The 22,011-nt window shown below is 60.0% G+C and carries 16 protein-coding genes, 1 tRNA gene and 2 rRNA genes (1 of these 19 running past the window's edge); 10 read left to right on the plus strand and 9 right to left on the minus strand.

The window, feature by feature from the left end; genetic code table 11:
- Nucleotide 1: 1 nt before the first annotated feature.
- A complete protein-coding gene (locus AC1DTN_RS06890) occupies nt 2-2,326 on the minus strand; it encodes a heavy metal translocating P-type ATPase (RefSeq protein WP_477920186.1) in 2,325 nt (774 codons plus the stop codon).
- A 71-nt stretch (nt 2,327-2,397) separates the two neighbouring features.
- On the opposite strand from AC1DTN_RS06890, the gene AC1DTN_RS06895 reads away from it, so the two are divergent.
- Both AC1DTN_RS06895 and AC1DTN_RS06900 read left to right on the plus strand, forming a co-directional pair.
- Nucleotides 2,398-2,820: a MerR family transcriptional regulator gene (locus AC1DTN_RS06895; protein ID WP_113325416.1), complete on the plus strand. Its 423-nt coding sequence runs from the start codon at nt 2,398-2,400 to the stop codon at nt 2,818-2,820.
- Nucleotides 2,821-2,858: 38 nt separating this feature from the next.
- Nucleotides 2,859-4,070 carry a TIGR03862 family flavoprotein gene (locus tag AC1DTN_RS06900; RefSeq protein WP_477920187.1) on the plus strand — a complete coding sequence of 404 codons (1,212 nt, stop codon included), beginning with the start codon at nt 2,859-2,861 and terminating at the stop codon, nt 4,068-4,070.
- On the opposite strand, the gene AC1DTN_RS06905 is transcribed toward AC1DTN_RS06900, so the two are convergent.
- Complete coding sequence (locus AC1DTN_RS06905) at nt 4,057-5,928, minus strand: cytochrome c biogenesis protein DipZ (RefSeq protein WP_477920189.1); 1,872 nt, start codon at nt 5,926-5,928, stop codon at nt 4,057-4,059. The two genes, AC1DTN_RS06900 and AC1DTN_RS06905, sit on opposite strands and share 14 nt — an antisense overlap.
- Before the next feature lie 16 nt (nt 5,929-5,944).
- On the minus strand, nt 5,945-6,433 hold the full coding sequence (gene msrB, locus AC1DTN_RS06910) for a peptide-methionine (R)-S-oxide reductase MsrB (protein WP_113325418.1): 489 nt from the start codon (nt 6,431-6,433) through the stop codon (nt 5,945-5,947).
- Between the two features lie 408 nt (nt 6,434-6,841).
- Here msrB and AC1DTN_RS06915 point away from each other — a divergent pair, with 408 nt between their 5' ends.
- The 8 genes from AC1DTN_RS06915 (at nt 6,842) to AC1DTN_RS06950 (ending at nt 16,931) form a co-directional block, all read left to right on the plus strand.
- Nucleotides 6,842-7,801: a helix-turn-helix domain-containing protein gene (locus tag AC1DTN_RS06915; RefSeq protein ID WP_477920190.1), complete on the plus strand. Its 960-nt coding sequence runs from the start codon at nt 6,842-6,844 to the stop codon at nt 7,799-7,801.
- Nucleotides 7,802-7,970: 169 nt separating this feature from the next.
- Nucleotides 7,971-9,479, plus strand: a complete 1,509-nt coding sequence (gene adh, locus AC1DTN_RS06920; RefSeq protein ID WP_310383958.1) for an aldehyde dehydrogenase — start codon at nt 7,971-7,973, stop codon at nt 9,477-9,479.
- Between the two features lie 73 nt (nt 9,480-9,552).
- Nucleotides 9,553-9,963, plus strand: coding sequence for a DUF779 domain-containing protein (locus AC1DTN_RS06925; protein ID WP_477920192.1), 411 nt, complete (start codon nt 9,553-9,555; stop codon nt 9,961-9,963).
- Between the two features lie 70 nt (nt 9,964-10,033).
- A complete protein-coding gene (locus tag AC1DTN_RS06930; protein ID WP_113325422.1) occupies nt 10,034-10,630 on the plus strand; it encodes a DJ-1/PfpI family protein in 597 nt (198 codons plus the stop codon).
- A 22-nt stretch (nt 10,631-10,652) separates the two neighbouring features.
- A complete protein-coding gene (locus tag AC1DTN_RS06935; protein ID WP_477920193.1) occupies nt 10,653-11,003 on the plus strand; it encodes a ribbon-helix-helix domain-containing protein in 351 nt (116 codons plus the stop codon).
- 183 nt (nt 11,004-11,186) lie between these two features.
- On the plus strand, nt 11,187-12,320 hold the full coding sequence (locus tag AC1DTN_RS06940) for a calcium:cation antiporter (RefSeq protein ID WP_113325424.1): 1,134 nt from the start codon (nt 11,187-11,189) through the stop codon (nt 12,318-12,320).
- Between the two features lie 202 nt (nt 12,321-12,522).
- Nucleotides 12,523-13,722 carry an efflux RND transporter periplasmic adaptor subunit gene (locus AC1DTN_RS06945; RefSeq protein WP_477920196.1) on the plus strand — a complete coding sequence of 400 codons (1,200 nt, stop codon included), beginning with the start codon at nt 12,523-12,525 and terminating at the stop codon, nt 13,720-13,722.
- A gap of 41 nt (nt 13,723-13,763) precedes the next feature.
- Complete coding sequence (locus AC1DTN_RS06950; protein ID WP_477920198.1) at nt 13,764-16,931, plus strand: efflux RND transporter permease subunit; 3,168 nt, start codon at nt 13,764-13,766, stop codon at nt 16,929-16,931.
- A gap of 63 nt (nt 16,932-16,994) precedes the next feature.
- Here the strand turns inward: AC1DTN_RS06950 and AC1DTN_RS06955 are convergent, their stop codons facing one another.
- The 6 genes from AC1DTN_RS06955 to AC1DTN_RS06980 form a co-directional block, all read right to left on the minus strand.
- Nucleotides 16,995-17,324 carry a hypothetical protein gene (locus tag AC1DTN_RS06955; RefSeq protein ID WP_113325427.1) on the minus strand — a complete coding sequence of 110 codons (330 nt, stop codon included), beginning with the start codon at nt 17,322-17,324 and terminating at the stop codon, nt 16,995-16,997.
- Nucleotides 17,321-18,109, minus strand: coding sequence for a DUF2092 domain-containing protein (locus tag AC1DTN_RS06960; protein ID WP_477920200.1), 789 nt, complete (start codon nt 18,107-18,109; stop codon nt 17,321-17,323). Before AC1DTN_RS06960 ends, AC1DTN_RS06955 begins: the two co-directional genes overlap by 4 nt.
- A 153-nt stretch (nt 18,110-18,262) precedes the next feature.
- On the minus strand, nt 18,263-19,069 hold the full coding sequence (locus AC1DTN_RS06965) for a cysteine rich repeat-containing protein (RefSeq protein WP_477920201.1): 807 nt from the start codon (nt 19,067-19,069) through the stop codon (nt 18,263-18,265).
- A 555-nt stretch (nt 19,070-19,624) separates the two neighbouring features.
- Nucleotides 19,625-19,701 (minus strand) — tRNA-Met (locus AC1DTN_RS06970).
- A gap of 256 nt (nt 19,702-19,957) precedes the next feature.
- Nucleotides 19,958-20,072, minus strand: a 5S ribosomal RNA gene (gene rrf / locus AC1DTN_RS06975).
- Nucleotides 20,073-20,285: 213 nt separating this feature from the next.
- Nucleotides 20,286-22,011, minus strand: a 23S ribosomal RNA gene (locus tag AC1DTN_RS06980); it runs 1,073 nt beyond the window's last position.

Below are 22,011 nucleotides of genomic sequence, written 5' to 3' on the forward strand. Positions count from 1 at the left end.
TTTATGTCTTTATCTGAAGAAGCCGAAGTGCATTCATCGTCACCAGCACGGTCGCACCCGTATCGGCGAGGATCGCCGGCCACAGGCCGGTGATGCCGATGATGGTGGTAACCAGGAACACGGCCTTCAGCCCGAGCGCGATGGTGATGTTCTGAAAGATATTGCGCATCGTCCGCTTCGAAAGGTCGATCATCCGGGCCACGTCGCCGACACGCCCATGCAGCACAGCCGCATCCGCCGTCTCCAGCGCCACGTCGGTGCCGCCGCCCATGGCGATGCCGACATCGGCAGCGGCAAGTGCCGGCGCGTCATTAATGCCGTCACCCACCTTGGCGACGAACAGACCTTCCTTCTTCAGTTCGCCAACAATGCGCTGCTTGTCCTGCGGCAGGAGTTCGCCGCGCCAGTCGATGCCGAGATCGCCGGCAACGGCTGCCGCCGTGCGCTTGTTGTCGCCGGTCAGCATGATGGCGCGCACGCCAGCTGCCTTCAGCGTCGCAAGCCCGCTCTTTGCGTCTTCACGAGGTTCGTCGCGCATGGCAATGAGACCGGCGGCGACACCATTGACGAGCAGCACCGAGACGCTTTTGCCCGCGCCGTTCAGCACCGCGACCTTTTCGTCCTGTTCCGCATTCAGCGCCCCGCGCTCGCGCGCAGCCGGCGGCGACAGGAGATCGAGCGTCTCCCCACCTACCTTGCCGGTCATGCCCTTGCCGGGGAGCGCTTCGACTTCGAAAGCCGGCGGCACGGGTACTCCATCAGCCTTGGCGCGATTGAGAATTGCCAGCGCCAGCGGATGGCTGGAGCCTTGCTCCAGAACGGCAGCGCGCGAAAGCACCTCCGCCTCTGTGCGTCCATAGGCAAGGATATCGGTAACCTGCGGTTTGCCTTCGGTCAGCGTACCGGTTTTATCGAAGGCAACGGCCGTCACCTTCCCAAGCGATTCCAGAACCGCCCCACCCTTCATCAGCAGACCGCGGCGCGCGCCCGCCGAAAGCGACGCGGCAATCGCCGCCGGTGTGGAAATGACCAGCGCGCAGGGGCAGCCGATCAGCAGGATYGCGAGACCCTTGTAGACCCATTCGCCCCATGCCCCGCCCATCAGCAACGGCGGCAAAACGGCGACCAGAGCCGCCACGACGACGACACCAGGCGTATAATAGCGGGAAAAGCGATCGATGAAGCGCTCCGTCGGCGCCTTCGATTCCTGGGCTTCCTCCACCAGCTTGACGACGCGGGCAATCGTATTGTCCTCGGCAGCGGCCGTAACACGCACACGCAATGCGGCATCGCCATTGACCGTGCCGGCGAAGACCGTCTCGCCTGCGCCCTTGCGAATCGGAGTGCTTTCACCCGTCACCGGCGCCTCATCGATGGCACTTTCGCCGGAAACAATGGTGCCGTCGGCGGAAATCCGGTCTCCCGGACGCACGAGAATGACGGAGCCGACGGAAAGCGTCTCAGCTGGCACTTCCTTCACCTCGCCGCCCGTCTCAAGCAGCGCATTCTTAGGCACCAGCGTCGTCAGCGACTGGATGCTGGCGCGCGCCTTGCCGGCAGCCACCCCTTCCAGAAGCTCGCCGACGAGGAACAGGAAGACGACTGTCGCCGCCTCTTCGCCGGCATTGATGATGACGGCGCCGACCGCGGCGATCGTCATCAGCATTTCGATCGAAAAGGGCGTGCCGGAAAGGGCGGCCATGACCGCGCGGCGGGCAATCGGCACCAGCCCGACCAGCATGGCAATGATGAAAGCATAGGGGGCAATCGACGGCACCAGATGGCCGAGCACGTAGGCGGCAACGAGTGCGAGGCCGGAAAGGATCGTCAACCGGCCTTTTTTGCTCTGCCACCAGGGGCCGGTCATCGGTCCATGATCATGGCCATGCAGGCCTTCGATTTCTTCCGTGCCATGCGCATGATCGTGGCCGGAATGATCGTGATCATGGCCAGCATGATTGTGATCATGGCCTTCGTGGTCATGATCGTCACGGTCGTGGCCATTGTGCTCATGCCCATCGTGATCGTGGTCATGGTCGTGCCCATGATCGTGGTCGTGATGCGCATGGTCATGACCGGTCTTGCTCTCGCGAGCAGGAGCCTTGCCGGTGAGCGGAGCAACCGAATAGCCGAGGCCGGTCACCCTCTTCTCGATCGCTTTGAGATCGCTGCTGCCATCGTGGCGCACCGTCATCGTGCCTGCTGTCACCGACACGGAGACGTCTTCGACGCCGGGCACGCGTCTGACGGCGGTATCGATTTTCGTTGCGCAGGCGGCGCAATCCATTCCGCCAACCCGGTACCGTGCCTGTGCTGCTTCGCTCATGATTTCGATCCTTGCTAGTAAGCAGTATCGTTCCTACATCCTCTAGCGACTAGAGGTGCAAGAGGAAAATCATGAAAAAGATCACCATCGGTGAAGCCGCCCGCCAGAGCGGCGTCAAGGTGCCGACGATCCGCTATTATGAGGGCATCGGCTTGTTGTCTGCTCCAAGCCGCAGCGAGGGCAATCAGCGCTCCTACGAACCATCAGACCTCAACCGCCTCGCCTTCATCCGCCACGCCCGCGAACTCGGCTTCGAGATCGATGCAATCCGCACATTGCTGCAGCTGCAGGACGACCCTCACCAGTCCTGCGCATCCGCCGATGCCATCGCCAAGGCCCGCCTGATCGACGTCGAACAGCGCATCCGCAGCCTCAATGCCCTGAAGGCGGAACTGGAGCAGATGGTCGAGGGCTGCGGCCATGGCCGCGTCGATCAGTGCCGGGTCATCGAGGTGCTCGCCGACCACGGCAAGTGCGTGCATCCGCATCACTGAGACTTGCGCTCGCCGACCGCCCGCGCCAAGAAGGCGCTATGAACCAGAAGACGATCGCAGTCATCGGCGGCGGCCCGGCCGGCCTTTCGGCAGCCGAAGTATTGTCGGCAAGCGGCCATGCCGTTTCCATCTATGATGCGATGCCGACCTTTGCCCGCAAGTTCTTGCTCGCCGGCAAGTCCGGCCTCAACATCACCCATTCCGAAGACTACGAGCGCTTCGCTACCCGCTTTGGCGGTGCCAATCCCCATCTACGCGCCGCCCTCGACGCCTTCACCCCGGCCGATATCCGCGCCTGGGCGGCAGACCTCGGCACCGAAACCTTCGTCGGTTCCTCCGGCCGGGTCTTTCCCAATGTCATGAAGGCCTCGCCGTTGCTGCGCGCCTGGCTCGCCCGTCTGGAAGCCCGCGGCGTCAGCTTCTTCACCCGCCACCGATGGATCGACTTTGCAGAAGGCGGCCATGTTTTCGAAACGCCCGACGGCTGCAAGACCATATCCTGCGACGCCACACTGCTCGCACTCGGCGGTGCCAGCTATCCGCGTCTCGGCTCGGATGCAGGTTGGGTGCCGCTACTCTCCGAACGCGGCATAGCGATCGCGCCGTTTCGCCCCGCCAATTGCGGTTTCGATGTCCCCTGGAGTGAACTCTTCCGTGATCGCTTCGCCGGAGAGCCGCTGAAATCGGTGACGGCAACATCAGGCGCCGGGACATTTCCAGGCGAATTCGTCATTAGTAAACACGGCATCGAAGGCAGCCTCGTCTATGCCCACTCGGCCGCTTTGCGTGACGACCTGCTGCAGCATGGCAAGGCAACCCTCTCGATCGACCTTGCTCCCGGCCGCACGCTCGAACGCCTGTCTCGTGATCTCGCCCGGCAGGATACCAAGACAAGTTTCTCCAACCGCCTGCGCAAGGCCGCCGGCCTCGACGGCGTAAAGGCAGCACTTCTGCGCGAGCTCATGCCGGAGACCGATCGCAACGATCCTCAAAAACTCGCCGCCGCCATCAAGGCCCTGCCTGTTCCATTGCTGCGCCCACGCCCCATCGCCGAGGTCATATCCTCTGCCGGCGGCATCGCCTTCAGCGAAATCGACGAGAGCTACATGCTGAAATATCTCCCCGGCACTTTTGCAGCCGGAGAGATGCTGGATTGGGAGGCGCCGACGGGCGGCTATCTGCTGACGGCCTGTTTCGCCACGGGACAAGCCGCGGCGAAAGGGATAGAGGACTGGCTCAGCCAAATGTGAAGGCGAAAGCCTGCACGCGGGGATCGAGGAAGTGGATCTCGAACGTGTGGTCGCCGACCGGCCCGGCTTCACGCACCAGCTGGTAGAGCCGCTGTCCCGTCACCATGCCATTGCCGTCGGCATCCGTATCCACGCCATGCCCGTCGCCCGGCGCCTTGCCGTCGACCGTCACCTTGAAGCGCACCGGCTTGCCATCCGCACCAGGTCCGAGAACCAGGTGCAGGTCGCGGGCATGGAAGCGGTAGTAGATGCTGCCATCGGCGCCGTTCAGCGTTGCCTGTTCAGGGCCGACCGTCCAGTTGCCGGTGAGACCCCACTCATTGAGCTTGGGCGTTGCGGCGACATAATCATGAGCAGCATCGTTGACCATGCCCTTGTCATCGACGAAATTCTGCGAGCGGGAATAACCAACATAGGTTTCCGGAGACTGCACATTCGCTGTATCGGAGGCAGCTTCGGCACCGCTCGCCTTCACATCGACGATGTCGCTGGAAATGCCGGTCTTGCCGGCTTCGGCCAACAGTTGCTGGATTACCCGTTCGGACTGGTCGTAATCGCCCTCGCCGAAATGATGGTGGCGTATCTCACCCTTCGCATCGATGAAATAATGCGCCGGCCAGTATTCATTGTCGAAGGCCCGCCAGATCGCGTAGTTGTTGTCGACGGCGACCGGATAGGTGATGCCGAGATCGGAAATCGCCTTCTTCACATTGTCGACATTCTTCTCGAAGGCGAATTCCGGCGAATGCACGCCGATGACAACGAGGCCTTGATCCTTGTACTTTTCAGCCCAGGCTTCGACATAGGGAATGGCGCGCAGGCAGTTGATGCAGGAATAGGTCCAGAAGTCGACGAGCACGACCTTGCCCTTTAACTGCTCGGCCGTCAGCGGCCCCGAATTCAGCCATTGCACCGCGCCGTCGAGCGGCGGCATCTGTCCCTCGACCGGCAGCTGCTGGGCAGCACCCTTCGGCTTCATCGCCATCACCATAGAATTGCCGTTCATGGCGGCTGGGTTTCCGGACATCATCATCTGATTGTTGCCGCTCATAGCCATCGAGCCGCCACCGCCAGCCGGCATGACGACAGACTTCATCGCGCCGCCCGCATTGTCGGCCGTCTGCTGCTGCGTATGGAACCGATCGACCAGCCCCTGTTCCAGAACATTGGTGCTGGCAAGCGAAGCCTGTGTCAGGAAACCGGTATCGAGGCCAAGCGCGATCGCCACGACAGCGACGAGAACAGCCACGCCGACGCCACGCCGCAGCCATTCGCCGACTCCAAGAGATCGCTTCATGGCCTGATAGACCTGGCCGCCGATCAGAAGCGCAAGCGCAAGCGAGGTCGCGGCCCCGAGCGCATAGGCAAGCAGCAACAACGTCGTGCCGACATTCGCACCCCGCAGCGCCGCACCGGTGAGGATGAGGCCGAGGACCGGCCCGGCGCAAGGCGCCCAGAGCAAGCCGGTCGCAACGCCGAGCAACAGCGAGGCGGCAACAGCCGAGCCGCCGCCACGCGTGCTTTTATCGGCTGACTGTGACAGGCGCGCACCGAGCGAAACGAGCGGCCGCGTCAGATAGTCGGACAGCGCCGGAAAGAGCAGGATGACGCCGAAGATCGCAAGCAGCACGATGGCGGCATAGCGGCCATATTCATTGGCCTGCACGGCCCATCCGCCGCCGACGGCCGCCAGTGTCGCGACCCCGGCAAATGTCGCGGCCATGCCGACGAGCATCGGCAGCGTGCTGCGCAGGACAGGCTGGCCGGCACGGGCGAAAACGAAGGGCAGCACCGGCAGGATGCAGGGGCTGACAATCGTCAGCACCCCACCGAGATAGGCAAGGACGAAGAGAAGCATCGCAATAATCCGTCTATCAGGCAGAAGCCGGGTGGAATGTCATGGCCACGCCGTTCATGCAGTAGCGCAATCCAGTCGGCTTCGGTCCGTCGTTGAAGACGTGACCCAGATGCCCACCGCAACGGCCGCAATGGACGGCATCGCGCACCATGCCGAAGGAGGTATCGTGCGTCGTGCCGACGACCTTGTCGTCAAGCGGCGCCCAGAAACTCGGCCAGCCAGTACCGCTGTCGAATTTCGTGGTCGAGGAAAATGCCTCCTGATCGCAGCCCGCACAGGCGAAATTGCCCTTGCGTTCTTCGTGCAGCAACGGGCTGGTGAAGGGATATTCCGTTCCCTCCTGCCGCAGCACCGAATATTGATCCGGCGTCAGAAGCTTGCGCCACTCTTCGTCGGTATGGGTAACGGCGAAGCTCTCCTCCGCCATGGCGTGGCTGCCAAAACCGAAGCGCAGGGCAAAGGCGCCAAGTCCGGCAGTGGTCAGCAGCAATCGTCTGTTCATCATCGCTTTGCTCTCCTAGTCAGCAGCTGCGACAGGTTCTCTTGTCTGGTAGACAACGCCGGGCGGGACTTATTCCCGGCATAGCGATTTTTCTTTCGGTGTTGCCTACTGAGGAAACTACGAAGCCGCGCTGCGATCTGTTTCACTGTCGCCAGCGCAAACACTGAAATGTGAAGTCCGCGATATCAGCAGCCAGCACCCGCCGGTCGTTGTATCCATGGAAATACGACGCTATTCCGTAAAATCAGCCTCGGCAAGCAGCCGGCTGGTCAGATTATCGCGATCACGATGCTCGGACGGCCAGCGCAACTGTCTCAGAAATGCGACACCCGTCATCGGGCGTCATGCCGGCCTGATTGCAAAGCTGCCATATTTACATCAGAATATGCGCAAGTTCTGGGAGGAGCCTCTATGCACGAACAATCCGCGCATGCGGAGCATGTCTATACGTGCGCCCAGCAAAATTCCGCTGCGGCCAGCTCTCCAATCGTGGCTTCCTGGCGGCGCTGCATGACAATGTACCAGCTGGCGCCAGAGGATAAGCGCGTGCCGCTGCGCCTCACCGAACAGGAATTCGGCCTGGCGCGGGAGCAATCCGAACAATTGATCGCCGATGCCCGGGAGGAACTCGACCGCCTCTTTGCAACCGTCGGCAAGGCAGGCTGCTGCCTGCTGCTGACGGATCGCAATGGCATTGCGCTGGAGCGCCGCGGAGCCGCCGGCAATGATAAGGAATTCCACGATCTCGGCCTCTGGACCGGTTCCGTCTGGACCGAAGCCAGCATCGGCACCAACGGCATCGGCACGGCACTCGCCGACGACCGCGCCGTCGCCGTTTTCCGCGACCAGCATTTCTATTGCTCCAACATCAAGCTGAGCTGCACCACTGCGCCGATCCGCGATCACCGCGGCCTGCTGGCCGCTGCGCTGGACATTTCTACCTGCCGCGGCGACGTCAATGAGATGACGCTGAGCATCCTCTCGCAAGCCGTGCGTGATGCGGCGATGCGCATCGAGCTCAACCTCTTCCGTTCCGCCTTTGCAGGTGCCCGCTTCGTCATGGTGCCGGCCGGCGTCAATTCCGCCAATGCGCTGCTCGCCGTCGACCGACATGACCTCGTTCTCGGCGCTACGCGTGCCGCTCGCCTTGCGCTCAAGCTGGACGACAGGCACATCGCCGCCGGCATTCCGGCCTCCGATGCGCTGCATGAAGGCCGCGTCTCGCAGGAAGAAGAGATGGCCGAAGCCGAAAAGGCGGCGCTCCTGCGCGCGCTGTCGCGCACGCATGGCAATGTCTCCCAGGCCGCCGCAGCCCTTGGCATCAGCCGTGCTACACTGCACCGGAAGATGAAGAAACTCGACCTGCACTGACATCAGGCCAAAGGTTCAATCACGAATTCGTGGTACCACCGGAACCTGTCGCAACTCTGCGACACTGTGCGCTGCGGTATTGCGGAGCGACCCTGTTCCATCAGCCAAAAGCGACACAGATTTCCTCTCACTGGTTCGATCCGGAACCCGTTCATCAAGGGAGGATGACATGCTTCATCAGAAAATCGTCGAGTCGCCGTACAAGCTGAGATACGGCAACTATATCGGTGGCGAATGGCGTGAGCCGATCGGCGGCAAATATTTCGACAACGTTACGCCCGTCACCGGCGGCAAGCTCTGCGAAATCCCGCGCTCGGATGAAAAGGACATCAACGCCGCGCTCGATGCCGCCCATGCCGCGAAGGAAAAATGGGGCCGCACTTCCACAACCGAGCGTTCCAACATCCTTATGAAGATCGCCCAGCGCATGGAAGACAAGCTGGAGCTTCTGGCCCAGGCCGAGACCTGGGACAACGGCAAGCCGATCCGCGAAACCATGGCGGCCGACATCCCGCTCGCCATCGACCACTTCCGCTATTTTGCTTCCTGCATCCGTGCTCAGGAAGGCACGATCGGCGAAATCGACCATGACACCGTCGCCTATCACTTCCATGAGCCGCTCGGCGTCGTCGGCCAGATCATTCCCTGGAACTTCCCGATCCTGATGGCGACCTGGAAGCTGGCCCCGGCTCTCGCCGCCGGCAATTGCGTCGTCATCAAGCCGGCAGAACAGACGCCCGCCTCGCTCTTGCTCTGGGCAGAACTCGTCGGCGATCTCCTGCCGCCCGGCGTGCTCAACATCGTCAACGGTTTTGGTCTCGAAGCCGGCAAACCGCTCGCTTCCAGCCCGCGCATCGCCAAGATCGCCTTCACCGGCGAGACGACGACGGGCCGCCTCATCATGCAATATGCCAGCCAGAACCTCATTCCGGTCACGCTGGAACTCGGCGGCAAGTCGCCCAACATCTTCTTCGCCGATGTGGCAGCCGAGGATGACGACTTCCTCGACAAGGCTCTCGAAGGCTTCGCCATGTTTGCGCTGAACCAAGGCGAAGTTTGCACCTGCCCGAGCCGCGCCCTTATCCAGGAATCGATCTATGACCGCTTCATGGAAAGGGCCGTCAAACGCGTCGAAGCCATCACGCAGGGCAACCCGCTCGACCCTGCAACGATGATCGGCGCCCAGGCCTCCACAGAGCAGATGGAAAAGATCCTCGCTTACCTCGATATTGGTAAGCAGGAAGGCGCGCAGGTCCTTACCGGCGGCTCGCGCAACGACCTCGGCGGCGAGTTGTCTGAGGGCTATTACATCAAGCCGACCATCTTCAAGGGCCACAACAAGATGCGTGTGTTCCAGGAAGAAATCTTCGGCCCTGTTGTCTCGGTCACCACCTTCAAGGATGAGAAGGAAGCGCTCGAGATCGCCAATGACACGCTCTACGGCCTCGGCGCCGGTGTCTGGACCCGCGACGGCAACCGCGCCTATCGCTTCGGCCGGGAAATCCAGGCCGGTCGCGTCTGGACCAACTGCTATCACGCCTATCCGGCCCATGCGGCCTTCGGTGGCTACAAGCAGTCCGGCATCGGCCGTGAAACGCACAAGATGATGCTCGACCACTACCAGCAGACCAAGAACATGCTGGTCAGCTACAGCCCGAAGAAGCTCGGCTTCTTCTGAGAAGCAACTGATCGTGCTATTATCGCACCTCCTCCCTTCACGGGGAGGAGGTATTGTCTTGGAGGAGGCAATCATGGAACAAATGCTCAATGGCGAACCGCGCGTGCTCGCAACCGATGCAGCGCTAGACCTCATCAAGGAAATCCAGCGGGATTATCCTGAGATCCTCTTCCATCAGTCCGGCGGCTGCTGCGATGGCTCTTCGCCCATGTGCTACCCCACGGACGATTTCATTGTCGGCGACCAGGACGTGAAACTCGGTGAAATCGGCGGTGTGCCCCTCTATATCAGCGCCAGCCAGTTCGAGGCCTGGAAACATACCCAGCTCATCATCGACGTCGTGCCCGGCCGCGGCGGCATGTTTTCGCTCGATAACGGCCGCGAGAAACGCTTCCTCACTCGTTCGCGCATGTTCGGTGGCGGTGAGGCCTGCGCCGTCCCCGATGAGAACCCACGCGACCACCTGATCGGGAATTCCGTGTAGTATTCCCTTAGTACCCGCGGCCCGCGATCCTTTGTTAAAGTCCATCTGTTGGTTTTTACGGGAGGAAGAAATGCCAGCGTCCAAAATACTGATGATTACAGGTGATTTCACCGAAGATTATGAAACCATGGTGCCGTTCCAGACGCTGCTTGCCTGCGGCTATACGGTCCATGCCGTCTGCCCCGGCAAGACTGCCGGCCAGACAGTTGCCACCGCCATCCACGATTTCGAAGGCGACCAGACCTATTCGGAAAAGCGTGGTCACAACTTCGCACTGAACGCCACATTCGAAAGCATTCGCGCCGAGGATTACGATGCGCTCGTCATTCCGGGCGGCCGTGCGCCGGAATATCTGCGCCTCAACCCCGATGTCATCAAGGCTGTGAGGCATTTCTTCGATGCCAACAAGCCGGTCGCCGCGATCTGCCACGGCGCGCAGCTTTTGGCCGCTGCCGGCGTGCTGAAGGGCCGCACCTGCTCAGCCTATCCCGCCTGCCGCCCGGAAGTCGAGCTTGCCGGTGGTACCTATGCCGATATCGCCATTACCGATGCCGTCTCCGACGGCAATCTCGTTACAGCACCGGCATGGCCGGCCCACCCCTCGTGGCTGCGCCAGTTCATGACGGTGCTTGATGCGGCAACGACCCTGGAGACCAATGCCGCCTGAGTGGACCCGCGGGAGGAACGTGATGTGTGAACTGTTCATTAGGGCCGATGCGCGGCTCTGGGAAAGCACAACCCGGTCGTTGCGCATCGACGGCATGGTCACCAGCGTGAGGCTGGAGAATTTCTTCTGGTCAAAGCTGGAGGAAATTGCCACCCGCGACGGCATGAATGTGGTCCAGCTGATCACCAGGCTACCCCACGAGTCGATCGACGCCGGCCATGACCTTGGCAACTTCACCTCGTTCCTCCGCGTCTGCTGCGCCCGCTATCTGGATCTCCAGCTCGCCGGGGATATCCCTGCCGATCTCTCGAGGCCGATTGCCGGCCTCAATGCCCCGGAAATTCTGGGGCGAGAGAAGCGGAAATATCATTGAATCGTCCCAAGCCGGAGGCGATGATTTTTAGATAGGCGGAATGCCCCTCTGCGTGAGACAATCGCTCGCAGCCGCCGCCAAGCCGCACCGCTCGGTTTGCCCACGCGGCGGAGAGAGCGGAGAGGAAAATGGCAGCGCGCTTAGTTGTAGTGCGAGGATACTCCGTGGCCGGTAGTGGTCCCGATGACTGACAGTTCCGCATTGCGCACCACCAGTATGGCGGGCATCGTCCGCGAGGAATGGTTCTTTGGCGTGAGCGTCGCGACCAGCCTCGCCTTCCTTGCTTTCTCTGAAGCAATCTTCGCGAAACTATCTCAACCCTTCTGGTTCACCCTCATTTTCCTGTGGCTTTTTGGCGTTGTGCTCGGGTCAGCCCTGTCGGTCGTTCGCCACGCCGATCATCTGGCAGAGCAGCTTCGGGAGCCCTACGGGACCCTCATCCTGACCCTTGCGATTACCTCAATCGAAGTGATGGCGATCTCGGCTGTCATGCTGCATGGGGAAAACAATCCAACGCTCGCACGCGACACGCTGTTTGCCGTCGTCATGATCATCCTGAACGGCATGGTTGGCCTGTCGCTGCTCTTCGGCGCCTGGCGGCGGGAAGATCAGCAGCACAATCTGCATGGCGCCAATGCCTATCTCGGCGTCATCGTGCCGCTCGCGACCCTCAGCCTCGTCATGCCGACTTTTCTCGCCGGCCCGGATGGTCCGCACCCCTCGGCCCCGAGGCAGATGTTTCTCGGCATCGTCTCGATTGGTCTCTACAGCATATTCCTGCTGCTGCAGGCCGGCCGCCATCAGCGCTACTTCGCCGAAGACGGCAACCACCATGAACAGCACATCGTCAACATGCGGCACCATCGGGCGGTATGGCATCATGCCGTTCTGCTGCTTGCCTACATGGGACCGGTCGTCTTCCTGGTTGAACAGCTTGCCAGGCCGATTGACTACGTCATCGAAACCCTGCACGCACCGACAGCCTTTGGAGGTGTGGTCATGGCGGTGCTTGTCGCGACACCCGAGGCGATCAGCGCCGTGCGCGCCTCCGTCGCCAACCATCTGCAGCGTTCCATCAACATCTTCCTCGGCTCAGTCCTGTCGACGATCGGCCTGACCGTGCCGGCCATGCTGGCAATCAGCCACTTCTACGGGCATCCCGTCACGTTGGGGCTTCAGGGCCCGGATCTCGTAATGTTCGTGCTGACGCTCACCGTCAGCATCATTACCTTTTCAAGCGGCCGCACCAATCTCATGCAAGGCGCGGTTCATCTGGTGCTGTTTGTGGCTTACGTACTGCTCATTACTCAGCAGTGAGCACAAATCTGCGAACTGAACTGTTACCGGGATTACGCGGTCACCAATCATTTAGGCACAGCTAAATTGCGTGCCGGGAACTATTGCAATTTCGGACAATCCCGCGACATAGTACCACACGCCTGAAACCACCCGGCGGCTTATGGGGGTCACCGCAAAGGCGCAGGAAGACCGGGGCATATAGATCGTCGGGGCAGCAGCAATGCGTGAGGGATTGCATCGGGGTCTGCAGATTTTCGTAACGCTCATCGGCACGGCAGCGCTCACTGCATGCGATGGAAGCAGCAATACCTACGTCCCGCCTCCGCCGCCAGCCGTTCGCGTCGCCCAGCCGGTCCAAGAGCCAATCACCCTCTATTTCGAGCTGACCGGCAATACCGCACCGCTGAACTCGGTCGATATCGAAGCACGCGTCCAAGGCTATCTTCAATCGATCGATTATCAGGATGGCACGACGGTGACGAAGGGCACCAAGCTCTTCGGCATCGAGCGCGATACCTATCAGGCGCAGCTCGACCAGGCAAAGGCATCGCTCGCCTCACAACAGGCGTCCCAGGTCGGCGCCAAGCAGGAATATGACCGTCAGGTCAATCTGATGAAGCAACAGGTCACCACGCAGACAGCCGTCGACAGCGCCAAGGCGACGCTCGATGAAGCGAACGCGTCCATCCTCAACGCCCAGGCCAATCTCGAACTCGCGACGATCAACCTCGGCTATACCGAAGTGCTTGCCCCCTTCGAGGGCACGGCGACCAACCACCTCGTCGATATCGGCACGCTGGTCGGCGTGTCAGGCCCGACCAAACTTGCGAGCATCGTCCAGACGGACCCGATCTATGCCTATTTCAACGTCAGCGAAACCCAGGTGCTGCTGATCAAGGATATGCTGAGAAAGCAGGGACGCACGTTCAAGCAGACGGACCTGCCGAGCATCCCTGCCGAACTCGGCCTGCAATCCGAGGAAGGCTATCCGCACAAGGGACATCTCGACTATGTCTCGCCGCAACTCGATGCATCGACCGGCACGCTTCAGGTCCGGGCTCTGTTCGACAACAAGGACAAGGCCATGCTGCCCGGCCTCTTCGTGCGCGTTCGCGTACCGATCGGCCAGAATGAGAAGGCGCTGCTCGTGCGCGACGATGCGATCGCCACCAACCAGCTCGGCAGCTACCTGCTCGTTCTCGGCAAGGATGACGCTGTCGAGCAGAAACAGGTCAAAACGGGCCAACGCGAAGGCGCTCTTCGCGTCATCGAATCCGGCCTCGATCCGGCTGACTGGGTTGTCATCCAAGGCATCCAACAGGCGATACCCGGCAGCAAGGTTGCACCCGAGAAAATCGATATGAAAACGCAGCCGGCCGAAGCCGGCGCCGATGCAAAGGCCACGGCGACGACACAGTAAATCCGCCACCACGCTTCATCTGAACGTCCAAGGACAACAGCATGATCTCGCGCTTCTTCATCGAACGGCCGGTGCTCGCCAATGTTCTGGCATTGGTCTTTGTTCTCATCGGCGCGGTGGCTCTCTTCCAACTCCCGGTGGCGCAATATCCGAATGTCGTTCCGCCGACCGTACAGGTGACGACCCGCTTTCCCGGCGCCAGTGCCAAGACGCTCGTCGATACAGTCGCCCTGCCGATCGAGCAGCAGGTCAACGGCGTGCAGGACATGCTCTACATGCAGTCCACCAGCGCAAGCGACGGCACCTACTCACTGACCGTGACCTTCGCCATCGGTACCGATCCCGATCAGGCACAGGTCCTGGTGCAAAACCGTGTTGCGATCGCCATGTCGTCGCTTCCGCAATCGGTTCAGATTCAGGGTGTCAGCACCCAGAAGAAATCGACAGCGATCCTCGGCTTCGTCAGCCTGACTTCGCCGGACAGCCGCTATGACAGCCTGTTCCTCTCCAACTACGCCGTCATCAACCTGCAGAACGAACTTGCCCGCCTGCCCGGCGTCGGCAACGTCACGGTCTTCGGCGCCGGCCAATATGCCATGCGCATCTGGATGGATCCGAACCTGCTGCAGGCCCGTGGGCTGACGCCGCAGGATATCGTCAATGTCGTGCAGCAACAGAGCCAGGAGGTCACGGCCGGCCAGATCGGCATTCCACCGGTTCCCCAAGGGCAGACATTTCAATACACGCTGAACATCAATGGCCGGCTGAATGATGCCGTCGACTATGAGAACATCATCGTCAAGGTCGATGGTGCGGACGGCGGCCGGGTGACGCGCATCCGCGATATCGGCCGGGTAGAATTGGGTGCGCAGACCTATAGCCAGACCTTCATGCAGAATGGCCGACCGGCTGCGGGCATCGGTATCTCCCAATTGCCGGAAGCAAACGCCATTGCTGTGGCCCAGGCAGTCGATGTGAAGATGGCGGAACTGGCGAAGGCCTTCCCCCCGGGCCTCGAATATCATCTCCCCTTCGACACGACGAAATTCGTCAAAGCGTCGATCAACGAAGTCTATGTCACGCTGATCGAGGCAGGCGTTCTCGTTCTCATCGTCATTCTGCTGTTTCTGCAGGACTGGCGAGCCATGCTCGTGCCGGCGACGACTGTTCCCGTCACCATCATCGGCGCCTTTGCCGCGATGGCGGCCATGGGCTTTACCGTCAACCTCTCCACTCTGTTCGCAATCGTCCTCGCCATCGGCATCGTCGTCGATGACGCCATCGTCATTGTGGAAGGTGTCGCGAGACATATCGAGGCGGGCATGTCCGGCAGGCAGGCAGCCGAAAAGGCGATGGAAGAACTGCTCGGCCCCGTCATCGGTATCACTCTGGTGCTGATGGCCGTCTTCATTCCAGCCGCCTTCCTGCCGGGGCTGACGGGCCAGCTTTATCGCCAGTTTGCTCTCGTGATCGCCGCCACGGCGCTGATCAGCGCCATCAACGCCGTGACGCTGAAACCGACGCAATGCGCCCTCTGGCTGCGCACACCGGTGCCTCCCGAGAAGCGGAACTTCGTCTATCGCGGCTTCAACCGGATCTACGGCTGGGGCGAACACGGATACGTCCGGCTGATCGGCTCGATGACGCGCCACGCCGCCGCGATGGTCATCCTTGCGCTGGCGCTGATGGGCATCGCCGTCTGGGGGCTGACACGCGTGCCGACTGCATTCCTGCCGATTGAGGACCAGGGCTACGTGCTGATCGGCGCGCAGCTGCCGGATGGCGCCTCCAAGGAGCGCACCGACGCAGTCATGGCGGAGGTCGGCAAGATCGCCCAGGCGACACCAGGCGTCGATCAGGTATTGACGATCAGTGGCATATCCGTTCTCGACAGCAATGCCAGCCTGCAGAATGCCGGCGTTGCCTATGTCGTGCTGAAGGACTGGGACGAAAGGCTCAAGGAAAAGGGTCAGGATCTCCTGTCCATCTACCAGCATCTGAACGGCGCGCTGCAAAACGTACTGGTTGCGAAAACCCTGGTCATCGTGCCGCCCCCGATCCAGGGTGTCGGCAATGCCAGCGGCTTCACGATGCAAGTAGAGCTCAAGAATGGTGTTTCCGACTATGCACTGTTGCAGTCCCTTACCGATACGATTGTGAAAAATGGCGAAGCCCAGTCATCACTGCAAAGGCTGAGCACGTCGTTCCGCTCGAATGTGCCGCAGTTTGAGGTCGTGGTCGACCGTATCAAGGCCGAGACGTTGGGCGTCACTGTCGGACAGGTTTTCTCCGTGCTGTCGGGCTACGTCGGATCGAGCTACGTGACACAGTTCAACAAGTTTGGCCGCACCTTCCAGGTCTATGCCCAGGCATCTCCGGAATTCCGCGTCAGTCCTGACGATATCCGCAATCTGGAGGTCAAGGCCGGCGATGGCACGATGGTGCCGCTCGGAACCGTTGTCGATATCAAGCCGATGCAAGGCCCCTCACTGATCAGCCTCTACAACCTCTACCCGTCAGCAACCATCGTTGGCGGACCTGCCGCCGGCTTCAGCTCCGGCCAGGCACTCGACGTCATGGAGCAGATCGCCGACCAGACCTTGCCGACAGGAACCGGCTACGAGTGGACGGCGCTCTCCTACCAGGAAAAGGCGGTCGGCGGACAGATCTACTATATCTTCGCGCTCGGCATGCTGCTCGTCTACTTCGTGCTTGCGGGCCAATATGAAAGCTGGATCCTGCCGCTTGCCGTGCTGCTGGCCGTCCCGCTTGCCCTGCTCGGCACCGTCGGCGCGCTGATGGCGGCGGGTGTCGCCAACAACCTCTACACCCAGATCGGCTTGATCCTTTTGATCGCGCTGGCATCGAAGAACGCCATCCTGATCGTCGAATATGCGCGTGAAAAGCGTGAGGAAGGCATGGAGATACTGGATGCCGCGGTCGAGGCGGCCCGCCTGCGCTTCCGCCCGATCCTCATGACATCTTTCGCCTTCATTCTCGGCGTACTGCCGCTCGTCCTGGCAACGGGGGCCGGCGCATCCGCCCGCAAGTCGATCGGCATATCGGTCTTCAGCGGCATGATCGCATCGACCTGCCTTGCCGTGCTGTTCGTTCCGTCCTTTTATGTCGTGCTGCAGCGCCTCGAAGAATTCAGAAGGCGCCGCAGCAAAGCTCCGGCGGTCGCAGATGCGGAAATGAAGGTGCAATAGAGCAATTCCAGCAATAGTGTGCAGCGGTTTGTGTCCGGAAATGCTCCAGCCTCGGATGGGAGCCTATTGCACGATCACTTGCACGTAAACGCCACCGCTCTTGGCGTAGTACAAACCGCCGCAGCGGTAATAATAGCCGCCATAATAAGGGCCGTAGAGACAGCCGGGAGGCAGGACGGCAATGGTCGTCGCCGTTCGCCGGACAACCCGACGCGTCGTCCGGCGGGCAACGCCAGCATAGGAGAGCGGCGTTAGAGGCCGACCGATGACGGCACCCGCCGGTGTGGCAAAGCCGATCGACACTGGCAGCGGACCTTGCCCCTCTATACGAAAATCCGTGAAAGTCATCACGCCGGCAAGGCAGAAGGCGAAAAAGAGCTTGCTGCGGGTCATTGCATCTCTCCTTTAACGGCAGGCGCGGGAAGCTCATCGATCGATTGGAGTTCGCTCAGATCCACGGTCTTGGCATTGGCCGGGATCTTGATGTTGTAGGACGTGGCAGCAACGTCCGCTCCGCTTTTGAAGTCGCTGATTTCAAGCGTGTATTGCGGTGCCTGGACGACGTGTTTGCTGGTGATCACATAGCGCCGCGGTATCGGCTGCGGTCCCGTCTGTATCCAGATCTGCCAGTCGAGTTCCGGCGTACGGAAAGCCAGATATTCGCATTCCACGCCATCCACGAAAGCGCTGGAAATGTGCTTCGCCTCGGTCACGTCAGTCATCAGGATATCGTAGACATGCGCCGACAAAAGATCGGCGCCCGGCGCCTCGACGCCAGCATCGGCGAGCCTGTCGATCAGCTCATCTAGCGAGCCTTTACCGTCGATCTTCGCGTAAGCGTCGAGGTTTTTGCCATGTACGGTCAGCGTTGAACCGTCGAAGCTGACATCGATATCGGCAAAGCCGCCGGTTCTCGTAACGCGCAGTTTGTCAGGCCGGGTGATATTGGCCGTACCCGAACTGACGAATTGCAGCTTCTCGAAGTCCGGCGTCACCGCCTCGAGTGAGGACTGGTAGTTGAAGGATATTGTCTTCTGCGCCACCAGAAAATCGGACATGGCCTTCAGAAGATCTTTTGCATCATCCGCCCATGCATGGGTTGGCAGAACGAGGCCGGCGACAACAGCGGAATAGCTCAATATTCGTTTCAATCGCGATAGATGAGAAGTCGATGACATGGCAACTGCCTTTCATTTGTGTCGTCATTGAATTCATCGAATGCGGAGATTTCGGATCGTGCTGTGACGATCCCGGAATGGCTGTGCAGACCATCAGAAGAATGCCTGACGCTCAGACATTCCCGGCGAAACCGGATACGAATTGGAAGGCCGCTACAGCCCCGAGGTCAGCACCCTGTGGCAGGCTGGCGATACGCGCTGCAGATTGTCCCGCAGGCACGAGATGACCCGCCCGCCACCAATCGGCACCATTCGGCAAAAAGCCCGGAAGTCAGGCCCGCAGGTTTCGCGCACGATCATCATTTCCTCGCGTGGAGAGAAGACAGGCATGGCAGCTGGCCGGGTTGCCGGCGGCGTGGCAGCTGTTGCAGCACCTGCACCGGCTGCGGGCGCGCCTGCTGCACCGATGGCCGCAACGGCCTGCTGGCAAGGTGCCGACAGGCGGGCGCTATGCTGCTGCAGGCAGGAGAGTGCCGCAGCACCTCCCGGGGTCACTCCGGAGCATTGCGCCATGAAATCGGAACGGCAGGCTGACTTGACGGCATCGCGTTGCGCCTCGGTCGGTTGAGCCGCCGTCTGAGCACCGGCTGTCGGTGCCGGTGCCGGCGTCGCCGCCCCTGTCGTAACAGGCGCCGTTTGAGATGGTTCTGCAGATGTCGATTTCGGCTTGGCGGTGATCGCTGACACCGCCTTGCGGCAGGCGGCGGAAAGAGTGGAATCATGTTGCTGCAGGCAGGTCAGCGCCTCCACGCCGCCCGGCTGCACGCCGGAGCATTGTGTGATGAAATCGGAACGGCATGCCGCCCTGACCTCGTTGCGCTGCTCTTCGGTGGGTGCCTGCGCAACGGCAATGCCGGTAAGAAGACCGACTGCGCAGAAGACGCTCGATATCGATAGCCCGAACGAAAACCAACGCCCCCCGCGCCGTATTGCCGATCGAGAAAATGCATATTTTCGCATTGTTCCCCTCCCTGGAAAGTTCATCGATTTACGGCATGAAAACAAATACTCCGGCTGAACGAGACAGCAGACCTGTAAAGACCAATAGAAATCTGTGCGTGGAAACTTAAAGCAGCACGCGAAATTACTTTAGCACATTCGAAATTGTGATAGTAGAGTTGAATATTCGGATAAGGATTAGCCCACTATGCTTACGACGGACCAAAGCACCGGCGGCATTGGCGTTGGTATTTTGTAGAGCTGGAATTGCTTGGGAAGGTTTTCGTTTTGGGATTTGTAGCTTCCCGTCCCGCTTATCGGCTTTGCCTTGTGCATGCCGCTTGTGCGGGGTTAGGTCCTGGGCTGATTAGCAACAAAAAAGCCCGCATGTGTGCGGGCTTGATTTGGTTTCGTTGGCAGGCTTTGGCCCGTTCGCTGCGCTCACCCTTCAGGTTATGGTGAGCTTTGCGAACGAGGAGGTAGCGTCGCCAAGGGAGAGCGCAGCTTTTCCGCCAGCGAAAGACCTCCCGCAGCGAGATATCCAGATATTGCTACCGGGGAAGTTTAGTAAGGTTTTGGTTGCGGGGGCAGGATTTGAACCTGCGGCCTTCAGGTTATGAGCCTGACGAGCTACCGGGCTGCTCCACCCCGCGTTATCCAGGCGACGCTAGCGTCGTCCGTCCAGGTTTTTGCCTATTGGCAAAATACCGACCGATTTTTGCCTTTGGCAAAATATCGTCTGCATAAATCGCTTTTGCGATTTACGTATACTGCCGAGCAAATTGCGAWGCAATTTGTCTCGTGTTCCTGTGGCCCCAAACACAAAAGGCCGCTTTGCGAGCGGCCCTTTGATCGGCTTTGGGCCGTAAGTTTCGTAATGAGAAGATTTACACGAGTTGCGTTTTGCAGACCTGGCAGCGACCGACTCTCCCGCGTCTTAAGACGAAGTACCATAGGCGCTGGGGCGTTTCACGGCCGTGTTCGGAAAGGGAACGGGTGCAGCCACCCCGCCATGACCACCAGGTCAGCGAAGCGCAACTTGTGTTGAGAAGCTGGTGGATGTTTTCACATCCTTTTATTTGAACACGTCTTACCTTTCGCGAGGCACCTTCGGCCAGAAGGCCGCAAGCGCAAAGCGCGTCGCCGGTTGTCCGGCGCGCCGTCCGCAGCGCCTATGGCGCGTGAGGACAAAAGGTCAGGCTTATCGAACTTTGTTCGATGAGCATAGTCAATGAGAACGATCAAGCCAATCGAGCTATTAGTACCGGTAAGCTTCATGCGTTGCCGCACTTCCACACCCGGCCTATCAACGTGGTCGTCTTCCACGGCTCTGATAGGGAATACTCGTTTCCAGGTGGGTTTCCCGCTTAGATGCCTTCAGCGGTTATCCCGTCCATATATAGCTACCCTGCTATGCCCTTGGCAGGACAACAGGTCCACCAGAGATATGTCCATCCCGGTCCTCTCGTACTAGGGACAGATCCTGTCAATATTCCTACACCCACGGCAGATAGGGACCGAACTGTCTCACGACGTTCTGAACCCAGCTCACGTACCGCTTTAATTGGCGAACAGCCAAACCCTTGGGACCTGCTCCAGCCCCAGGATGCGATGAGCCGACATCGAGGTGCCAAACAACCCCGTCGATATGGACTCTTGGGGGTCATCAGCCTGTTATCCCCGGCGTACCTTTTATCCGTTGAGCGATGGCCCTTCCACGCGGGACCACCGGATCACTATGACCGACTTTCGTCTCTGCTCGACTTGTCAGTCTCGCAGTCAGGCGGGCTTATGCCATTGCACTCGACGACCGATTTCCGACCGGTCTGAGCCCACCATCGCGCGCCTCCGTTACTCTTTCGGAGGCGACCGCCCCAGTCAAACTACCCACCATACACTGTCCCGGACCCGGATAACGGGCCGCGGTTAGACATCCATGACGATAAGGGTGGTATTTCAAGGATGGCTCCACAGAAACTGGCGTCCCTGCTTCAAAGCCTACCACCTATCCTACACATGCCGACACGAATGCCAGTGTAAAGCTATAGTAAAGGTGCACGGGGTCTTTCCGTCTGACCGCAGGAACCCCGCATCTTCACGGGGAATTCAATTTCACTGAGTCTATGTTGGAGACAGCGGGGAAGTCGTTACGCCATTCGTGCAGGTCGGAACTTACCCGACAAGGAATTTCGCTACCTTAGGACCGTTATAGTTACGGCCGCCGTTTACTGGGGCTTCGATTCAAAGCTTGCACCTCTCCTCTTAACCTTCCAGCACCGGGCAGGCGTCAGACCCTATACGTCGTCTTGCGACTTCGCAGAGCCCTGTGTTTTTGATAAACAGTCGCTACCCCCTGGTCTGTGCCACCCCACAATAGTTGCCTACTATGGGGTCACGCTTCTTCCGAAGTTACGCGTGCAATTTGCCGAGTTCCTTCAACATAGTTCTCTCAAGCGCCTTGGTATACTCTACCTGACCACCTGTGTCGGTTTCGGGTACGGTCTATACGGTGGAGCTATTTCCTGGAACCGCTCCGCTGCCCAYCCAATCCAATAAGAATGAACAACTTGTGCGATCCGTCACTACCACCAGGCCCACGAATATTAACGTGGTTCCCATCGACTACGCGTGTCCGCCTCGTCTTAGGGGCCGGCTAACCCTGCTCAGATTAACTTTAAGCAGGAACCCTTGGTCTTTCGGCGAGAGGGTCTCTCACCCTCTTTATCGTTACTCATGTCAACATTCGCACTTCCGATACCTCCAGGAGCCCTCACRGGTCTCCCTTCATCAGCTTACGGAACGCTCCGCTACCACTCCTCAAAGAGGAATCCTCAGCTTCGGTGCATGGCTTTAGCCCCGTTACATTTTCGGCGCAAAGACCCTTATTTAGACCAGTGAGCTGTTACGCTTTCTTTAAATGATGGCTGCTTCTAAGCCAACATCCTGGTTGTTTTGGGATCCTC

The organism is Rhizobium sp. 01T444, assembly GCF_056398305.1.